The following is a 17,234-nucleotide window of genomic DNA, read 5'->3' as shown; positions in this document are numbered from 1 at the left end:
CTCTCAAACCTCTTCTTATAGATTCCAAAACTTATCTAAAATAATTTAAGTAATAATTGATATATGTTATCATTCCGGTGATTCTTACGCAATACTTTTCGAATAAATTTGCTCCTCATGGAGGTCCAATGATCAGTATTTCTATATGGCCAACTTCAATTTACATTCTTCCAAAGAAGATAACAGTCCTTACGGTTCATGGTGGAAATACAGCAGCCAGGATTCAAAATTTTCTTACAGGACCCAGAAATGATCATCAACATTTGTTACAGCAAGCTTTACTTCTAATTATAGTGAGTGTGTTTAATATTGGAAGTGATGGGCTTTTATCCGCATCATTGAATCCTAATTATTTTGAAAGAGGTGGCGGATTGCCTCCCGGTGATACAAAAGATATGTATGAAACACCTGACGGATATTTATATGTATCCGGCGCATTTCACACACATACCATAACTATTCAAAGTTGGAGCAAACGGAGCATTAACAGAGATTGGAGGATCTCCTTACGCTGTACCTACATCGGAAGAATGATAAGTGAACAGCAAGCTTACCTGGGATTAAAAGGTTTTGAAAAGTAACGTGAGGTAACATACTTATTCATTCTTTTCGTGATACTTCTATAACCTTTAAAAACTAGTTTTGGCATTATAGGATAAAAAAAAATTCAATTCAATTAAGAATAAAACAATGAAATCAAAAATTAAATTTCTGATCCTCGCAGTATTAACTGTGTTCTTCTGTACAACTAGTGTAATAGCACAAAACAACATGAACGACGACAAGAAAATGGACATGATGATGATGGATAACATGAAATCGTGGCCAGAAGCTTCTCAAATGGCCGCAAAGGAAATGATGGATAAATATGGTAAGCCTAATGAAATGACTGAGAATGCGATGATGTGGTATAATAATGGACCCTGGATGAAAACAATTGTATATAAAAAAGAAGTAGCCCACAATTTTCCGGTAACGCACATGGATGTAATGCAACAATTTCTTAGCTATAAAGTTGACCCGTCTAAATTCGATGAGCTTGCAGCCTTTGACGGCAGCGTGGTTGTTGACAGAACACAGGGAGAATTATCTGCGCGTTGCGACAAGGAAGCTAATAATATGCTTGCTTTAAATCTTGCATACGACGTAATTATGGGCGAAAAAACTGTAGAAGAAGCAAGGGAATTTTATGGTAAAACAATCATGATGGTTATGAAAGGTGAAAAGCCTGCTTACACTCAAAAATTAAATTTTAGCAGCGAAGACAATGCAGAATATCATGATAAAAACTTAGACAAGATGATGAATAAATAATTGCAGTCTGTAAATTTATCGATGCAGTTCGATATTGAAGAAGGATGCTTTTAAAATAGCATCCTTTCTTAATTTTGTAAGGTTACATTTCAGCCCTGGTTAAAAAAAGGATTTAGTTTTTTTCATAAATAAGATTAAAATCAAACGAAGCTTATGAAGAACATATTAATTATTGAAGACGATGAAAATATTATTGAGCTGCTGGAAATACATCTGAAAGACATTCATTGTGAAGTTACTAAGGCAACCACAGGTAAAAATGGAATGTTACATGCGATGAAAAAGCCTTTTGACCTGATTATTTTAGACGTTATGCTGCCGGACATGGACGGTATGGAGATTTGCAGAAAGCTAAGGGCTGAAAATAATGCATCACCAATTTTAATGCTTACGGCCCGCTCCGAAGAGATCGATAAAATAATAGGATTGGAATCAGGAGCTGATGATTACCTTACCAAACCTTTCAGTATCCGTGAACTCATTGCACGGGTAAAAGCTATTTTGCGAAGAGAAGAAATTAACTATCACATCCGCTCAAATGCAAACAAACTTATATCTGCCGGTGATATTACTATTGATGCTGATAAACGAAAAGTATTGGTGAAGGGAACCAAGATAGATCTTACACCCAGGGAATTTGATCTTTTATATTTATTTATATCAAATCCCGGAAAAAGCTATTCAAGGGAAGCATTGCTGAATGCAGTTTGGGGTTATGAATTCACCGGTTACGAGCATACCGTAAACTCTCACATCAGCAGGCTTAGAGCAAAAATTGAATCAGATATGTCAAACCCAAGCTTTATTTTAACTACCTGGGGTATAGGTTATCGTTTTAATGATGAAATACAACCTATTGATGCAAAAAAATAATTTCCAACCAAACCCTCTTACAGGTTTATATTGGCGAATAGCGGCAATCTTTTCATTACTGCTGATCATTACGGGTATCGCTTACATCTATATTACTATACAAACATCCCGAATCCATTATGAAGAAGTAAACCAGTTGCTAAACCGTAAAATTGCGACGCATATTGCAGAACAATCCAATCCGTACGAGAATGGAAAAATAAATAAAGCCCTGCTGGAAGAAACGTTTCACAAGCTGATGGCTATAAATCCAAGCCTTGAGGTTTACCTGCTGGATATTGATGGAAATATCATTTCGTACTATGCTCCAAATAAAAAAATTATTCTGGAAAAAATAAGTCTTGACCCCATTAAGAGATTTATTCTTACAGGAGGTACAGAATATACGACGGGCGATGATCCGCGTCACCCTGGTCAAAAGAAAGTCTTTTCTGCTGCTCCTGTTTTAAGAGACCATATTATAACAGGATACATTTACGCAGTGCTCACCAGCGAAGAATATGATGCAGTCCTGAAATTGCTGTCACGTAATTATTTAATTAAAATTGGAATTAAAAGTATCGTATTAACGCTGCTTGCCACACTTATCATTGGCTTAATTCTTATCCGGATTATTACCAAAAATTACAGAAATGTATTCGAAGTGATGCAACGGTTTAAAGAAGGCGATTTGAGTGCACGCGTAAATGTCCGATCAAAGGGAGACGTAAAACAGCTTGCAGATATCTACAATCAAATGGCAGATATCTTAACTGAAAATATTAATAAAGTAAACGCTATAGAAATGCTGAGGCGTGAGCTTATAGCCAACATTTCGCATGATTTAAAAACTCCGGTTTCGGTGATACAGGGTTATGCCGAAACCCTGCAAATGAAACAGCTTACCCTTACCGATTCTGATCGCAACCGGTACATAAATACCATTTTGCAAAATTCCCGGAAATTAGAAAAGCTTGTAAATGAACTTTTTGAACTATCAAAGTTGGAAGCCAATCAAGTAGAACCAAAAAAGGAACCATTTTCAATTAGCGAACTGGCAAATGATATGAATAATAAATACCAGTTAATTGCGAAAGAGAAAAATATTACACTCGAAACATATCTCTCTAAAGATCTTCCTCCGGTATACGCAGATGTTTCATTAATTGAGCGCGTAATGCAAAACCTGATTGATAATGCAATAAAGTTTACTCCCGAAGGTGGTCATGTAAAGATTAAGACTCTTAGATACGATCACCATGTAGAAATTATCATAACTGACTCCGGAATTGGTATACCTGAAAATGAAAAGGAAAAGATCTTTACACGTAACTACCGTACCACAGATAATTTTATAGATTTAAAGGACAGTGCCGGCCTCGGATTAACTATTGCAAAAAAAATCCTGGAATTACATCATTCTTCACTTCAATTGACGAGCACTGAAAAGAGCGGAAGTTCATTCAGCTTTAGCTTACCTGTTTATAAAATTAATTAATTTTTGGCTGAAAATTACTCCATAGATTTAAAAATATATTTAACAATAGAGCGTATCGGTGATAAGGTAGCTCGTTATTAATTTATTAGCATGAACCTTAATTGATCTTAATAAAAAGCATAAAATCGTGATGCTTTTGTGATAACTCTTTAGCGCCATTGTGGTTTCTTTGCTGCCTTAATAAGATGAACATCCTGGATTAACCATTCGTAACACTATAAATTTTTCTTACAATATTATTCAGCAACTACCTTCTTTACTTTTTTAAGAATCCAATTACATATAAAAATGAAAACAATTAATAAAACTATTGCGCTAACAATCCTTGCAGGATTAAGTATTCTGGCAAGCTGTAATCCTTCCGCATCGGACCATAAGATGACGGATAAGGACACGGTGAATAACCAGCAAAATAACGCTGCTATGAACGGCAAAAAAGATGCTGTAGATGTTTCGGACTGGCCGGAGCGACCCAGGCTTGCTGTAAAAGAAATGACCGCCAAATACGGAGCGCCGGCAGAGGTTTCATCCGAAGCAATTATATGGCATAACGCTGGTCCGTACAAGCGCATCATGGTAACCAAAAAAGAAATTCCACACGATTTTCCTGCGCCGCACATGGACTTTCTGGAAAACACCGTTTCTTACAATGTGCCCATTGATAAAATTGATGACCTGGTGGCTTTTGATGCCAGTATGACTATCAATAAAACACAAGGCGAAATGTCGGCCCGTTGCGATTTGGAAGGACACAATGTTCTTACCCTTAACCTTGCCCGCGACATCATCAACGGAACAAAAACGGTTGCGCAGGCACGCCAGGCCTTTGGTGAAAATGTTGTCGCTGATTTTGGTGGCAAGCATCCCGCTTATGTAGATCAGCTTCAGTTTACACCCCCAACGGATAATGTGCTTTTCCCTGACAAGCCTATTATTCCTGGTGCTGCTATGCGTGATGTACCTAACACAGAAGGCACCGATGCGGAGGTACTTGCCTTTGTAAATGCCGTAAACGTAAACGAAATATTAGCTGCGGCAGAAGCCCAGAAAAAGAAAATAAGCGGGCCTGTAATGGACTATGCAAAAATGCTGCAAACTGAGCATGGCGCTAATATGATGAAGACCGCACAACTGGGTCAGAGCATTAACACAACCCCAAGCATTACAAAAGCAGTGGATGCTGTAATGAAAAAAGGAGCAGGTGAATTAGCGACATTAATTCCATTGGATGGCAAAGACTTTGAAACAGCATATTTAGATGCTATGATTAAAGGTCATACAGAAGCATTGGACATGATAGATAATCAACTTTTAAAAACAGCAAAGAATGAGGCATTAAAACAACATATAACCGATACCCGCCAGCATGTAGCCATGCATCTTGATCAGGCAAAGAAATTGAAAGACAATTCTTAGTGGGATTTTGCCTAACACAATTTTTAAATAGCTCAAAAGTATTTCTAACATTTTAAAATATAATTCATGAAAAAATTAATATTCCTTGTCGCCTTAACGATTATAATCGTAAGCTGCAAAAAAGATTCGTTGATTTCCGACAACGAGTTAAAGAGTACCCCGAACAATATGGCAAGTGTCACTGAAATAGATACTATAAATGCCACCGGCGTTTTTCCAATGTATCGCGGACAAGATGCAAACGGGGGTGATGTTTTTTACGTCATTACAGAATCTAACGACGTAGATAAAGCTATTGAGCTTGGATTAAACTGGTCTCCGAAACTAATACATGCTATGGGTACCGTGGCGGTGCAAACAGCAACAGTAGTAACCGGCGGAGCAAAAAACCCACATGATTTTCCCATACTAAAATTTGCCGGTAATGTAGATTTTTCACCAGTTAATAAATTAGTGCCCGGTCCTGACTTGTTTCCTCTTGATCCTGCTTCTGAACCAGGTTCTGTTGGAGATGCTGCTTACAGCCCTCTCGTTACGTTTGATGGAAAAATATTATACGATGCTGCTCACATAGCAAACAGTACAGGAGTTCATGATAAAGTGATAAGCATGGATAAGGTAAACATGACCGTTAAAATACAGCTTACGAAAGGATTTTATGAAGGTTTCTCGATTTTGTATACCAGCACGGAAACATCTGATAATGACCTTGCAGCCCTTGAAGATAACACCTTTGCGCCCAATATGAATGCAGCGCCCAATCCCGGTGATGACAAATCCTTTCGGTCAGCACGTGAAGCTATAATCCCGGTGATTAATGGCCCAATGGGTGTTGACAATCCAAACCGCCAGGGTCTTCGTTCAGCCGTAGCGGGAGAAGGTGATCCGCTGAACATTTTTCAGGAACAGGCAGGGTGTCAGGATGCAAGTGATCCCAGTGCTTTTTGTGATGCCGCTGCTTACAGCCCTTTTTGGGACGCAACACCGGTAATGTGGACCGATTCAGCAATTGCAGCAGGAATGCAAACCAGAGTTAAAACCGATAAACACGAAATAATTGCACCTATTAATATTATTGAGCTTTATGCTGACGGTTTTTTACTACCGGGAGGCATGGGTGTGCGAAATGCATCTCTTGGAGGTATTAACGTTGCGGGCCCTGCTGGCGGACCTGGCATAATAATTAATTGTCCAATTGTTTTTGTACCTGACGATGCCCGTTAACCACCCATATACAATCCCAACCCTCATAAAAGTTTTAAATAAAAAAATAATCATGACAACAATAATTCCCAGTGAGAGGGGAGCAAAACTTGAACGGCTTGGAACTGATGTTCTTCGTTACGGTCTTGTAATTGTTTTGCTATGGGTAGGCATGTTAAAGTTCACCGCCTACGAGGCTGAAGGTGTTAATGGGCTGGCTTCAAACAGCCCGCTTTTGTCGTGGCTTTCCAACTCAATGAGTGTGCAGAGCTTCTCTGCACTGCTGGGCGTGATTGAAATTACATTGGGAATTTTAATTGCTACCAGACGGTTCGCGCCGAAGCTGTCAGCCATTGGCAGCATGGGTGCTATTATTATGTTTCTTATTACACTAACTTTTTTGTTATCAACTCCCGGTGTATGGCAGCCTGATTATGGGTTTCCTTTTCTTTCGCCCAATCCGGGTCAGTTTCTGGCAAAAGACATTCTGCTGCTGGGCGCTGCAGTGTGGACAGCAGGTGAAGCTTTAATGGCTGCTAACATAAATAATAAACTCGTTTGAATTTTAAAAATGTAACACAGTTAAATCTGAAGAACGTAAAATGGAATACAATAAATTAACGCCAGAAGAAGAAAGAGTAATTGTTCGGAAAGGAACAGAGCAGCCTTTCACGGGTGAGTACAACAATATCAAAGAAAACGGAACGTATGTCTGCCGTCGCTGCAATACACCCCTATATCATGATGAAAGCAAAAAAAATGAATGAAATGATGAAAAAAGAAATGATGAAAGACATGGGGAAAAACTAAACTAAAACTAAAATCTATTAAAATGTTTTTAGCAAAAATAAAATAGTTGAAAATCAAAAAAATCAATTACCGCATTTAGTAGCGAATTAGCACCATTGCAATTTCTTCCTAAAAAAAATAACCAAAATTATTTCTAACAATTTAAAAAAATAAAATGAAAAAAATAATCTACTTAACCGCATTTGCAATAGCAATAGCAATGAAAAAAAAATACGCAATATTTATTAATATGGCGGCTGCATTTATGCTCCTACCCTTATTAGGCATTTCGCAAAATTTAGTCCCGGACGACAATGTACCCGGTGTTATGATCTCACAAGGTTATAACATCGAGCTCGGAATTGACGGGCTAAATTATCCCAGTAATATTACCGTTGGAAACGGTAAAATTTGGGTTACCGAGGCGGGTTTTCCGGGTGTTGATCCAACAGTTAAGGAAGTAACGCTCAACGGAGCTACGCCCGGCATGGCGACCGTTATTTTAACCCCCGCCATGCTACCTCCCGGTATGCTAATGCCTCCTTTTACAGACATTACTTTTAAAGATGGTCTAATTTGGATCTCCCACAGGCAAGTGGGTGCCAATGACTGGCTTCTCGGTGCTGTTTCTCATTTTGATCCGGCGGATCCGGCAGGCACATTTCAAACGGTAATTGCAAATTTACCTTCTGCTGGTGACCACCAAACTAATACCATCGCTTTCGCACCGAACGGAAGAGGATATGTAAGCATTGGTTCAGCCACTAATTCAGGTGTGGTTGGTGCGGACAACGTACCTAAATGGGTAGAAGATGCGCCTGGCTTTAGGGACATAGCGCCTGTGGACATCACCTTCGCACCCAATGGCTTTACAGCCCTCGTACCAACTTCTTTAGATCCAGATTCAAACGCAGTAACTGCAGCATACCGTGCATTTGATACGGGTGAAGAAACAAGCGAGTATGTGGTTGCCGCGGCTACACCAACCAATCCTCAGGATGGGATAATCGCTGGTGTAGGTTCAGTATATTCTTTCAATCCATCGGCTGCTGATGTAGCGGGTTCACTTGTACTCGAATGTTGGGGGTTTAGGAATCCCTTCGGAATTGCATTTGACGCAAGTGACTCCAGTCGATTGTTCATTTCCAATAATGGGTCGGATATACGTGGACAGGCCGGTGATCCTAATGACCCACTTAACCCTGATACTTACGTAATTCAAGGAAACCGCCCCATCAGCAATGACTATGACGATATGTTTGAGATTACGGTAGGTGGTGATGTGGAGTTTTTCGGATGGCCTGATTATTTTCACGATCCGGTAACCAAGGAGCCTTTGAGTGTAGCAGATGCCATGTTCTGCAATTCACCAGTTTTAGATTCTACTGATTGTGCAGAGCCCTTGTTCGCACAAAGCTTCGCCAATTCCCTTAATGTCAAGGATGCTTTTGCGACAGTGGGACAGTTCGTTTCTGTAACTGGTTTTGCCCCGTCCACCAGTGCTCAATTCGGGTTCGAAAACAATTTGTTTGTTACCGAGTCTGGATCTTTTGCACCGCAAACAGGTGCATTTACGTTTACCGGTTATAAGGTCTCACGTTTTGACCATATCACTGGTGAGAAATCAGACTTTGTTGTAAATTCAGGTTCTACCGCAGATGAACTTTTCGTGCCGGAAAAAATGAACAAACCGGTCTCCACTATTTTTATGGGGGATACTTTGTTGATCGTTGACCTTGGTGTATTGGAACCCGGGCTTGATATCTACGAATCGAATACCGGTAAAGTGTGGATGGTGACCACGTTAAGCGTTGGCATCGATGAGCTCTCTGCCGAAAATAAAAATCAGCTGAGCCAACTTATGCCAAGCCCGGCAAATACCGAAGCCACAATTAATCTTAACATGGACTCTCCTTCGGAAGTGACCTTGACCCTTCTCGATGAGTGTGGAAGGATAGTGAAGAATCTTTATAATGGGAAGCGTGGCGTTGGAACGTCTACCTATATTATCCCGACCAGTGTATTGGCATCAGGGATCTATATGGTAAGGTCCATTACTGAAAAAGGAGCGTCCATGCGCAAACTGATAGTTGTTCATTAATAAATTGTGGCAAGCCTGCCAATATGCAGAAATTGCAATTTGGTGCTGCGAGCGGAAACACGGCCTATGCAGATAAACCATCTTCAATTATAACAGAGGACGACATGATGAAAGCTACAAAAATGAGTGAGAAAAGGAAAGCAGAAATGATGGAAACGGGCAGCATAAAAAAGTAAATAATAAGCCGGAAGCACAGCATTCATTTTGCGCTTCCGGTTTTAAATTTTTATTAAACAAAATAAAACAACATTACAACTACCACAAGAATAATTCTATCAGGCATAGTAGCAACGTAATTCTAAAACACTCTTAATATGATTCACCATAAGATAGCGCTTGGAATATTTTCTGTATGCGTACTGGCAATAGGAACAAATTTGTTTCTGAACTCCTGCAATTCTTCCGGCAACAAAAAATCAAAAGAGACAGCCATGGTTAGCGATGGTCCAGCCAATGCGCAGCAACCGGAACCTCAACCTTTAGGTGATGCCGCCAGAGGTCGCGAAGTGTTCCGGTTTGAAACTTTCGGCAACGAAGCGTTTTGGTTTAATGCCATGCGCATGCAGCAGGGAATGGAAGAGAAAAAAGTAACTCCGAAAATGCTGTTGGAATTGGGTGTGCATATAGATATGGAAGCAGTGGAGCCGACTCTTAGAAAAGCGTTGGAAACAGAATTTAAAACTGACCTGTCAATGCAAAATGCACCGCTTCTTAATAATCCGAAAACAACAGCAATGCTCATCAACACAAATGCAATTATTGGCATGGTGGCAAAAGACAGCAACAAGGATAATAAGTTAGATATAACCAAAGGCGATATGGTAGGTTTGAGTTGTGCATTATGCCACACCGTTACCGATGCTTCAGCTTTTAATATGCCTGATGGAGGAAGTGCAGGCAAACGCATGGACGGGCTTGCTCCGCTCACGCTCAATGTAGGAAAACTATTAGCCACTGCTGCTAATTCAAGAGCTTATTATGCCAACCTGCAATTAAGCATGGATGGCAAAACTGTTGGTAGAGCTGCGAAAGGCATTGAGGTAAATTCAACTGAGGCTGAAGTGGATGCTTACCTAACCAATATAGATAATTATCCTGTGGGCACGTTTGACGAAACCCAGGATGGCATTGGTAATCCCGTTAAGAATGTTCCTCTTTTCCGGCAAGACCTTGCTGCTCCATACAGCTCTTCAGGACAAAATGCGCTGGCAGAAGATATCGCCAATTCATCTTATACTTCTAATTTAGACATGAGCACGATTGCAACAGATGAAGGACGTGAGTTTTTGTATATGAGAGCAGGCGCAGCCGGAGTTAAGATTCATGATAACTATAAAAAGATTCTTGCAGAAACCGGTGTTAAAGGATACCCTTTTGTGAATGCAGACATGGCTGGTAAGCCCGGTGAACCGCATAACGCTGTGGGCAGAAGAGTGGACAATCAAAAGCTGAAAGATATGACTGCTTATATTTTCTCCCTGCAGGCACCGGCAGGAAAAAAAGTTAATTCCGAAATGGCATCGCGCGGTCGCGAGTTGTTCCGCTCTAATTGTACAAGTTGCCACAACGTAAATCAGGGTATAGCGGTTGATGCCAAACTCATAGATTTAAAAACAGTGTGGAAGGGGTATGCCCCCGTTCAAACCGATATCAAGCGCGGAGATCCTAAGGAAAGTGAAGTGATAAACTCACCCGGTGATTATGATGATAAAATGATAATAGTGGACGCAAGTGACCACGGTGAACCGCGCGGTGTTGCCCTGCCCCTGCTGCTCGACCTTAACCGCACAACCATGTTTCTGCATAACGGCTCGGTTAAAAGCTTAGACGAATTATTAAATCCCGACAGAGGAAAAGATGCACCCCATGCCTTCTATTTTGAACATGAAAAAGAAAGAAACGATGTAATCGAATTTTTAAAAGGTCTTGATACCGGCAACGGCAATAAACAAGTGAGTTCATTAAAATAAATCACACAATATTTAAGAAAACACATTAATGCAATTCAATGAATTAACACCAGAAGAAGAAAAAGTAATCGTTCATAAAGGAACCGAACGGCCCGGAACCGGTGAATACAATGACAATAAGCAAGCCGGCAATTATGTATGCCGCAGATGCAATACTCCACTCTATCGCTCTGATGATAAGTTTGATTCGCACTGCGGATGGCCCAGCTTTGATGATGAAATAAAAGGGGCAGTAAAACATTTGCCCGATGCCGATGGAAGCAGAACAGAAATAGTTTGCGCAACATGCGAGGCACACTTAGGCCACGTTTTTGAAGGCGAAAGATTTACGCCAAAAAACACAAGACATTGCGTTAATTCCATTTCACTAAAATTTATACCCGAAATAAAATGACAACAGCAGTAAAAACGGAACGCGCAATTTTTGCATCAGGTTGCTTTTGGGGAACTGGATATTATTTTCAAAAGCAAAAGGAGTGGTTGAAACAACAGTAGGTTATACCGGAGGACATTTAGACAACGCAACATACTATGAAGTATGTTCAGGCAATACTGGTCACGCAGAAGCAGTGGAGATAACTTTCGATCCTTCATTCACATCATACGAAGAATTAGTAAAACTTTTTTTTGAAACACATAATCCTGCACAAAAAAACAGGCAGGGTCCTGATATAGGCAGCCAATACCGTTCCGCTATCTTTTATCAGAATGATGAACAAAAACAAACTGCCGAAAAATTAATAAGGACATTAAAAGATAAAGGGCATGAGGTAGTTACGGAACTAACAAAAGCGGACAGTTTCTGGAAAGCAGAAGGCAAGCACCAGCAATACTATACTAAAGGTGGAGGCAATCCTTATTGTCATAGCTATACAAAAAAATTTTAGAGAACCTGGACACCACAAATAATTTATCCCCAAAAATAAACGAACAGATACAAAAAGCTAAACTACCTTGTAGACCACACGAATAATCAATCAAACAATTCAAACAAAATTTCCTGAATTGGAGAAATTAAAATAGCAACATCCGAAAAATCACACACTATGAAAATAAATTCAAAGACCCACGGTATGCTGGATTATGCGCTGGTGGTTCTCTTATTGTTATCACCCACCCTGTTTTCATTGGGCAGCATTACTTCCACATTTACTTACGTAATAGCTTTCATCCATTTAATTCTCACGCTGTGTACCGATTTTGAGCTGGGGGTTTTCAAGATCATTCCTTTTAAAATTCATGGCATCATTGAAATAATTGTTGCAGTTACGCTTGTTGGCATTGCATTTTATCTCGGTTCAATTGAAGGGTCAGCCTCTAAAATATTTTACCTGTGTTTCGCATTTGTGGTATTTATTGCCTGGCTGATTACTGATTTCAAAAGTGCAAGAAGTGTTGCTGCTAAAAAATAATAAGAGCCTGTTACATTTTTAATTATAATAAATGTTATGAAACAATTGTCGCAGAAGTCTTCCCTCTTCCTGCATTACTGCGGGAAATAAGTGGGGTGAGTAGAAAGTTGTAAAAGGAAAGCACAAAAAAAATGAAGCGCAAAATCAAATTAAGAACAAAATAACAATGGGAAATTAGCTTAAAACAGATCTTATTATGCAAGCATCAGATTCAGAACCTATAGACAGCAATATTACTTCGGGAGAAAATAAATCTTTTTGGATTGCATCCGCTGACCCGATTGTTTTTGAAAAGCTTCAACAAGATACTGATACCGATGTTTTAATTGTTGGTGGCGGCATAGCGGGATTAACCACAGCATACTGTTTGTTAAAATCAGGTCGCAAAATAATATTAGTTGAAGACGGTTACATCGGCAGCGGAGAAACAGGCAGAACTACAGCACACATTACATGCGCATTGGACGACCGTTATTTTGAACTTGAAAAAATATTCGGAAAAGAAAAAGCAATGCTTGCCGCCAACAGTCACATGGAAGCAATTCAGTTTATAGCGAATACAGTTAAACACGAAAACATTGATTGCAATTTTAAAAGAGTTCCCGGATATTTATTTTTAAGCGGAAGCGATAAAAAAGAAACTCTGGAAAAAGAATATGCAGCAACAAAAAACGCAGGGTTGCTCACAGAAATGTTAGAACAAGTTCCCGCATTAGAATCAGAAGAAGGAAAATGGTGCATCAAATTTCCTGAACAAGGACAGTTTCATATCATGAAATATCTCAGGGGTTTAGCAGATGCAATTATTGGCATGGGAGGAAAAATATATACCGAAACAAAAGCGGAAGAAATTACTAAAAAAGGAGCAAAAGCAAACGGATACGAAATAAAAGCTAATCATATAATTGTTGCCACCAATACGCCCGTTAACGATAGGGTAACCATGCACACCAAGCAGTGGCCATATCGTACTTATGTAATTGCGGCAAAAATTCCCAAAGGAAAATTACCTTATTCATTATGGTGGGATACCGGCAACCAGGATTCTAAATGGATTTGCGCTCCTTATCATTATGTGAGGTTAGAAGAATACGATAACAATTTCGACCTTCTGATTTCCGGTGGGGAAGACCACAAAGTGGGACAAGCGGACGATGAAAATATTCGCGAAGAAGATCGGTATATTAAACTGATTGAATGGACTAAAAAAAGATTTCCTTCAATGGGAGGTGTTGCCTACAAATGGTCAGGTCAGGTTATGGAGCCGATAGATTCAATGGCTTTCATCGGTAAAAATCCTGGTAACGAAAACATTTACATCATAACAGGTGATTCAGGAAATGGAATGACGCATGGCACTCTCGGAGGAATTATTTTAACTGACATCATTACTGGAAAAGAAAATCAGTGGGTAGATTTATACAGCCCTTCACGCATCACCATGAAAACTGCCGGTGATTATTTACACGAAGCAGGAAACATGGTGGCGCAACTTTCTGATTGGTTTACGGCAGGAGATGTAAAAGAAGCACAGGAATTAAAACCGGGCCAAGGAGGAATAATTTCTTCAGGATTAAAAAAAATGGCGGTTTATCGCGATGAGCAAAATAATCTTCATGCCTGCACCGCAGTTTGCCCGCACCTCGGAGGCATCCTGCAATGGAACGCTGAAGAGAAATCATTTGATTGCCCGCTTCATGGTTCGCGCTTTACTACTGAAGGAAAAGTAATTAATGGACCGGCATCAACAGATTTAAAAAGAATAGAGATTAAACAGGATGCAGTAATGAGTAACTAAGCGCAGCAAACAGGTGAACCACGCGGTGTTGCTCTGCCATGTTGTTAGATCTTAACCGGACAACCATGTTTTTTGCATAATGGCTCAGTTAAAAGCTTGGACGAATTATTAAATCCTGACAGAGGAAAGATGAACCTCATACCTTTTATTTTAAGGATGAAAAAGAAAGAAACGATGTAATCGAATTTTTAAAAGGTCTTGATGCCCGTTCTTGAAACGGAAATAAAAAGTGAGTTCGTTAAACCAATTCCATTCAAAAAAGCATAGTTCAAAATAATCAGACGATCTTAAATTCAAATTTATGAAACAGAAAAAATTGAAGTTTATACTAATTGCGATATTAGTTACTACTATAGGTTTTGCAAGCTTTGCAATGGCGCAATCAGGTAAGATGATGAACGGAGGAAATTTATATATGCAAACCAACGGAGTAAAGAACGAAATCATCTGCTATAAAACCGGAGACGGTAAGCTAAAGGAAAAAGGGCGTGTTTCCACAGGCGGTGCAGGTTCCGGAACTTTTAAACCCATCACTGGGCATGATGGCGAGCCTAATGCCTTTGAAGGAGTTAAGAGTGTAATTATGAGTGCAGACCACAAATTGTTATTTGCAACCAATGGCGGAGATAATTCTGTTTCCTGTTTTAATGTGGCTGACGATGGCTCGCTTAAATTAACGGATGTAAAACCAACGGGTCAAAAAGTAAGCGGCAAAAGCGGTACAGCGAAAAGTTTGGCGTATGCAGAAAGCTCAAAGACTTTGTACGTATGTCATTCTTTCGGACCCGACCATATTCATTGCTTTTCGGTTAAAGATGGAATGCTTACGCGCAAGGAAGACAGTTACTCCGTAAACACCACAGATAAAACAGACAGGATACCAACAGAGATTGTGCTTACACCCGATAGCAAATTTCTAATGACTGATATATTATTTGATAAGCGACCCGGCATGAAACCAGACCGCACTCCCGATCTCGCTGTTGCAAATATGAATGACAAGGACGGGCTGGTTATCTTTCCTGTAAATAAAGATGGTAGCCTCGGGAAAGCTGATTTTACTGAGGCAGGAGGAGCTGCTGCATTTGATATTGCCTTTCTGCATGGAAGCAACACTAAATTTATAAACGGTTATGCCGCTGCCGGTGGTATTGCCATGTGCACAATTAATGAATCAGGAAAAGTATCCTGCTCACCCGTGGTTAAGATTGATCAGAAGATTGGAATGCCATCGGAATTGTGCTGGGTAGCCATCACCCCTGATAATAAACAGGTATTTGCAACAGTATTCGGATATAGCTATGTGTCAGGCTTTAAAATAGAAAACGGAAATATAACTGTGATGCAAGACCCTGCTGCTGATGTGGTGCCCGGAGATGGAAAGTTTAAAGCGCTCGATATGGTTGTCTCAAGCGGACCAAACGACAGTTGGATAAGTCCTGACGGCAAATATTTCTATCAGATATATCCGAATGCTTCTATACTAATCAGCTATAAAATAACTGATGATGGAAAACTTAAAGAAGAAGACAAAATCGAAATACCCTATACCTCACCGCAGGGGCTTGCAGGATTTTAAAATGTATTAAAAAAATTAGCGCACAAAATTAAACAGCACTATCAATGCAATTCAACAAACTAACACCGGAAGAAGAAAGAGTAATCGTTCATAAAGGAACCGAACGACCCGGCACCGGTGAATACAATGACAATAAGCAAGCGGGCACTTATGTATGCCGCAGATGCAACACTCCCCTCTATCACTCCAATGATAAATTTGATTCCCATTGTGGCTGGCCCAGCTTCGATGATGAGATACCTGGTGCCGTTAAACATTTACCGGATGCAGATGGAAGACGAATAGAAATTGTTTGCACAGCTTGTGATGCACATTTGGGTCATGTCTTTAAAGGAGAACGTTTCACAGCAAAGAACACGAGGCATTGTGTTAATTCTATTTCCTTAAAGTTTATACCTGCCGAAAAATGAACGACACCACAGTAAAGACTGAAAGAGCCCTCTTTGCATCAGGCTGTTTTTGGGGTACAGAATATTATTTTCAGCATGCCAAAGGAGTCCTGGAAACCATAGTTGGCTACACTGGAGGGCATAAGAATTATGCTACTTATTACGAAGTATGCACCGGCACTACGGGCCATGCAGAAACTGTGGAAGTAATCTTCGATCCCTCCCAGGTGTCCTATGAAGAATTAGCAAAATTATTTTTTGAAACTCATGATCCTGGTCAGGAAAATGGTCAGGGACCGGATATCGGAACACAATACCGGTCTGCTATTTTTTATCTGAGTGAAGAGCAAAAACAAATTGCTGAAAAATTAATTATGACACTCAAAAGTAAAGGGCATAAGGTAGTTACTGAAATAACTAAAGCCGGACCCTTCTGGAAAGCAGAAGACAAGCACCAGCAATATTATACCAATGGTGGAGGAAGTCCTTATTGCCATAGGTATACAAAAAAATTTTAACAATTATCCATGACCTGTGAATCTGTGGCAATCATCAATAATCAATAATTAAAATCAATTCAAAACAAAAAATTAAATGGAAAAATTATCATTGTCATTAACTCTGCAGGCAAAGGCAGGAAAGGAATCTGATGTAGAACAATTTCTCAAAAGCGGATTAGAACTTGTTCAACAAGAACCAAAAACAAATCAATGGTTCGCATTTAAAACAACCGATGGCAAATACGACATTTTCGATACCTTGAATGATGAGAAAGGACGTGATGCACATCTCACAGGAGCAGTTGCCATTGCACTAAAAGCAAAAGCATCTGAATTGTTTTCAACTCCGTCACAAATCGAAAAAGTCAATCTCATTGCATAAAAAGGGTCAGGTAAATGGCTGAATAAAAATA

17 protein-coding genes and 2 pseudogenes are annotated in these 17,234 nt (G+C 39.8%); all 19 read left to right on the top strand.

Going from position 1 to position 17,234, the window contains the following annotated elements:
- The first annotated feature begins 56 nt into the window (after positions 1 to 56).
- The 19 genes and pseudogenes from H0W62_01670 (at position 57) to H0W62_01580 (ending at position 17,203) form a co-directional block, all read left to right on the top strand.
- Positions 57 to 581 carry a hypothetical protein gene (locus H0W62_01670; protein MBA3647251.1) on the top strand — a complete coding sequence of 175 codons (525 nt, stop codon included), beginning with the start codon at positions 57 to 59 and terminating at the stop codon, positions 579 to 581.
- 109 nt (positions 582 to 690) lie between these two features.
- On the top strand, positions 691 to 1,314 hold the full coding sequence (locus H0W62_01665) for a hypothetical protein (GenBank protein ID MBA3647250.1): 624 nt from the start codon (positions 691 to 693) through the stop codon (positions 1,312 to 1,314).
- Between the two features lie 153 nt (positions 1,315 to 1,467).
- Positions 1,468 to 2,187: a response regulator transcription factor gene (locus H0W62_01660; protein ID MBA3647249.1), complete on the top strand. Its 720-nt coding sequence runs from the start codon at positions 1,468 to 1,470 to the stop codon at positions 2,185 to 2,187.
- Positions 2,174 to 3,664 (top strand): HAMP domain-containing histidine kinase, encoded by a 1,491-nt coding sequence (locus H0W62_01655; GenBank protein ID MBA3647248.1) that lies wholly within the window; start codon positions 2,174 to 2,176, stop codon positions 3,662 to 3,664. The genes H0W62_01660 and H0W62_01655 overlap by 14 nt, the downstream gene beginning before the upstream one ends.
- A gap of 288 nt (positions 3,665 to 3,952) precedes the next feature.
- A complete protein-coding gene (locus H0W62_01650; protein MBA3647247.1) occupies positions 3,953 to 5,080 on the top strand; it encodes a DUF4142 domain-containing protein in 1,128 nt (375 codons plus the stop codon).
- 66 nt (positions 5,081 to 5,146) lie between these two features.
- Complete coding sequence (locus H0W62_01645) at positions 5,147 to 6,304, top strand: hypothetical protein (protein MBA3647246.1); 1,158 nt, start codon at positions 5,147 to 5,149, stop codon at positions 6,302 to 6,304.
- Between the two features lie 52 nt (positions 6,305 to 6,356).
- Positions 6,357 to 6,845 carry a DUF417 family protein gene (locus H0W62_01640; GenBank protein ID MBA3647245.1) on the top strand — a complete coding sequence of 163 codons (489 nt, stop codon included), beginning with the start codon at positions 6,357 to 6,359 and terminating at the stop codon, positions 6,843 to 6,845.
- 40 nt (positions 6,846 to 6,885) lie between these two features.
- Positions 6,886 to 7,038: pseudogene (locus H0W62_01635) on the top strand (peptide-methionine (R)-S-oxide reductase).
- A 299-nt stretch (positions 7,039 to 7,337) separates the two neighbouring features.
- Positions 7,338 to 9,173 carry a T9SS type A sorting domain-containing protein gene (locus H0W62_01630; protein ID MBA3647244.1) on the top strand — a complete coding sequence of 612 codons (1,836 nt, stop codon included), beginning with the start codon at positions 7,338 to 7,340 and terminating at the stop codon, positions 9,171 to 9,173.
- Between the two features lie 23 nt (positions 9,174 to 9,196).
- Positions 9,197 to 9,349: a hypothetical protein gene (locus H0W62_01625; GenBank protein ID MBA3647243.1), complete on the top strand. Its 153-nt coding sequence runs from the start codon at positions 9,197 to 9,199 to the stop codon at positions 9,347 to 9,349.
- A gap of 255 nt (positions 9,350 to 9,604) precedes the next feature.
- The gene (locus H0W62_01620) at positions 9,605 to 11,143 is read left to right on the top strand and encodes a hypothetical protein (GenBank protein ID MBA3647242.1); all 1,539 of its coding nucleotides are present in this window, start codon (positions 9,605 to 9,607) and stop codon (positions 11,141 to 11,143) included.
- A 28-nt stretch (positions 11,144 to 11,171) separates the two neighbouring features.
- Positions 11,172 to 11,537, top strand: coding sequence for a methionine-R-sulfoxide reductase (locus H0W62_01615; GenBank protein MBA3647241.1), 366 nt, complete (start codon positions 11,172 to 11,174; stop codon positions 11,535 to 11,537).
- Positions 11,534 to 12,030 (top strand): annotated as a pseudogene (gene msrA / locus H0W62_01610) (peptide-methionine (S)-S-oxide reductase MsrA). Before H0W62_01615 ends, msrA (H0W62_01610) begins: the two are co-directional and overlap by 4 nt.
- A 159-nt stretch (positions 12,031 to 12,189) precedes the next feature.
- Positions 12,190 to 12,555, top strand: coding sequence for a hypothetical protein (locus tag H0W62_01605; protein MBA3647240.1), 366 nt, complete (start codon positions 12,190 to 12,192; stop codon positions 12,553 to 12,555).
- A 196-nt stretch (positions 12,556 to 12,751) separates the two neighbouring features.
- Positions 12,752 to 14,353, top strand: a complete 1,602-nt coding sequence (locus H0W62_01600; GenBank protein ID MBA3647239.1) for an FAD-dependent oxidoreductase — start codon at positions 12,752 to 12,754, stop codon at positions 14,351 to 14,353.
- Between the two features lie 373 nt (positions 14,354 to 14,726).
- Complete coding sequence (locus H0W62_01595; GenBank protein MBA3647238.1) at positions 14,727 to 15,932, top strand: hypothetical protein; 1,206 nt, start codon at positions 14,727 to 14,729, stop codon at positions 15,930 to 15,932.
- A gap of 44 nt (positions 15,933 to 15,976) precedes the next feature.
- A complete protein-coding gene (locus H0W62_01590; GenBank protein ID MBA3647237.1) occupies positions 15,977 to 16,342 on the top strand; it encodes a methionine-R-sulfoxide reductase in 366 nt (121 codons plus the stop codon).
- Positions 16,339 to 16,839: a peptide-methionine (S)-S-oxide reductase MsrA gene (msrA, locus tag H0W62_01585; GenBank protein MBA3647236.1), complete on the top strand. Its 501-nt coding sequence runs from the start codon at positions 16,339 to 16,341 to the stop codon at positions 16,837 to 16,839. Before H0W62_01590 ends, msrA (H0W62_01585) begins: the two co-directional genes overlap by 4 nt.
- Positions 16,840 to 16,915: 76 nt before the next feature.
- Positions 16,916 to 17,203 (top strand): antibiotic biosynthesis monooxygenase, encoded by a 288-nt coding sequence (locus H0W62_01580; GenBank protein ID MBA3647235.1) that lies wholly within the window; start codon positions 16,916 to 16,918, stop codon positions 17,201 to 17,203.
- Positions 17,204 to 17,234: the final 31 nt, after the last annotated feature.

The sequence above is a fragment of the Chitinophagales bacterium genome (assembly GCA_013816805.1).
In the GTDB taxonomy this organism is placed as follows: Bacteria; Bacteroidota; Bacteroidia; order Chitinophagales; family UBA10324; genus MGR-bin340.
Note: the sequence above shows the minus strand (reverse complement) of the source record. Positions and strands in the feature narration are given on the sequence as shown.

Excerpts from the sequence above, each read along its gene's own strand:
- H0W62_01665 (MBA3647250.1), top strand. The coding sequence starts at position 691 with ATGAAATCAAAAATTAAATTTCTGATCCTCGCAGTATTAACTGTGTTC.
- H0W62_01660 (MBA3647249.1), top strand. The coding sequence starts at position 1,468 with ATGAAGAACATATTAATTATTGAAGACGATGAAAATATTATTGAGCTG.
- H0W62_01655 (MBA3647248.1), top strand. The coding sequence starts at position 2,174 with ATGCAAAAAAATAATTTCCAACCAAACCCTCTTACAGGTTTATATTGG.
- H0W62_01650 (MBA3647247.1), top strand. The coding sequence starts at position 3,953 with ATGAAAACAATTAATAAAACTATTGCGCTAACAATCCTTGCAGGATTA.
- H0W62_01645 (MBA3647246.1), top strand. The coding sequence starts at position 5,147 with ATGAAAAAATTAATATTCCTTGTCGCCTTAACGATTATAATCGTAAGC.
- H0W62_01640 (MBA3647245.1), top strand. The coding sequence starts at position 6,357 with ATGACAACAATAATTCCCAGTGAGAGGGGAGCAAAACTTGAACGGCTT.
- H0W62_01630 (MBA3647244.1), top strand. The coding sequence starts at position 7,338 with ATGCTCCTACCCTTATTAGGCATTTCGCAAAATTTAGTCCCGGACGAC.
- H0W62_01625 (MBA3647243.1), top strand. The coding sequence starts at position 9,197 with ATGCAGAAATTGCAATTTGGTGCTGCGAGCGGAAACACGGCCTATGCA.
- H0W62_01620 (MBA3647242.1), top strand. The coding sequence starts at position 9,605 with ATGGTTAGCGATGGTCCAGCCAATGCGCAGCAACCGGAACCTCAACCT.
- H0W62_01615 (MBA3647241.1), top strand. The coding sequence starts at position 11,172 with ATGCAATTCAATGAATTAACACCAGAAGAAGAAAAAGTAATCGTTCAT.
- H0W62_01605 (MBA3647240.1), top strand. The coding sequence starts at position 12,190 with ATGAAAATAAATTCAAAGACCCACGGTATGCTGGATTATGCGCTGGTG.
- H0W62_01600 (MBA3647239.1), top strand. The coding sequence starts at position 12,752 with ATGCAAGCATCAGATTCAGAACCTATAGACAGCAATATTACTTCGGGA.
- H0W62_01595 (MBA3647238.1), top strand. The coding sequence starts at position 14,727 with ATGGCGCAATCAGGTAAGATGATGAACGGAGGAAATTTATATATGCAA.
- H0W62_01590 (MBA3647237.1), top strand. The coding sequence starts at position 15,977 with ATGCAATTCAACAAACTAACACCGGAAGAAGAAAGAGTAATCGTTCAT.
- msrA (MBA3647236.1), top strand. The coding sequence starts at position 16,339 with ATGAACGACACCACAGTAAAGACTGAAAGAGCCCTCTTTGCATCAGGC.
- H0W62_01580 (MBA3647235.1), top strand. The coding sequence starts at position 16,916 with ATGGAAAAATTATCATTGTCATTAACTCTGCAGGCAAAGGCAGGAAAG.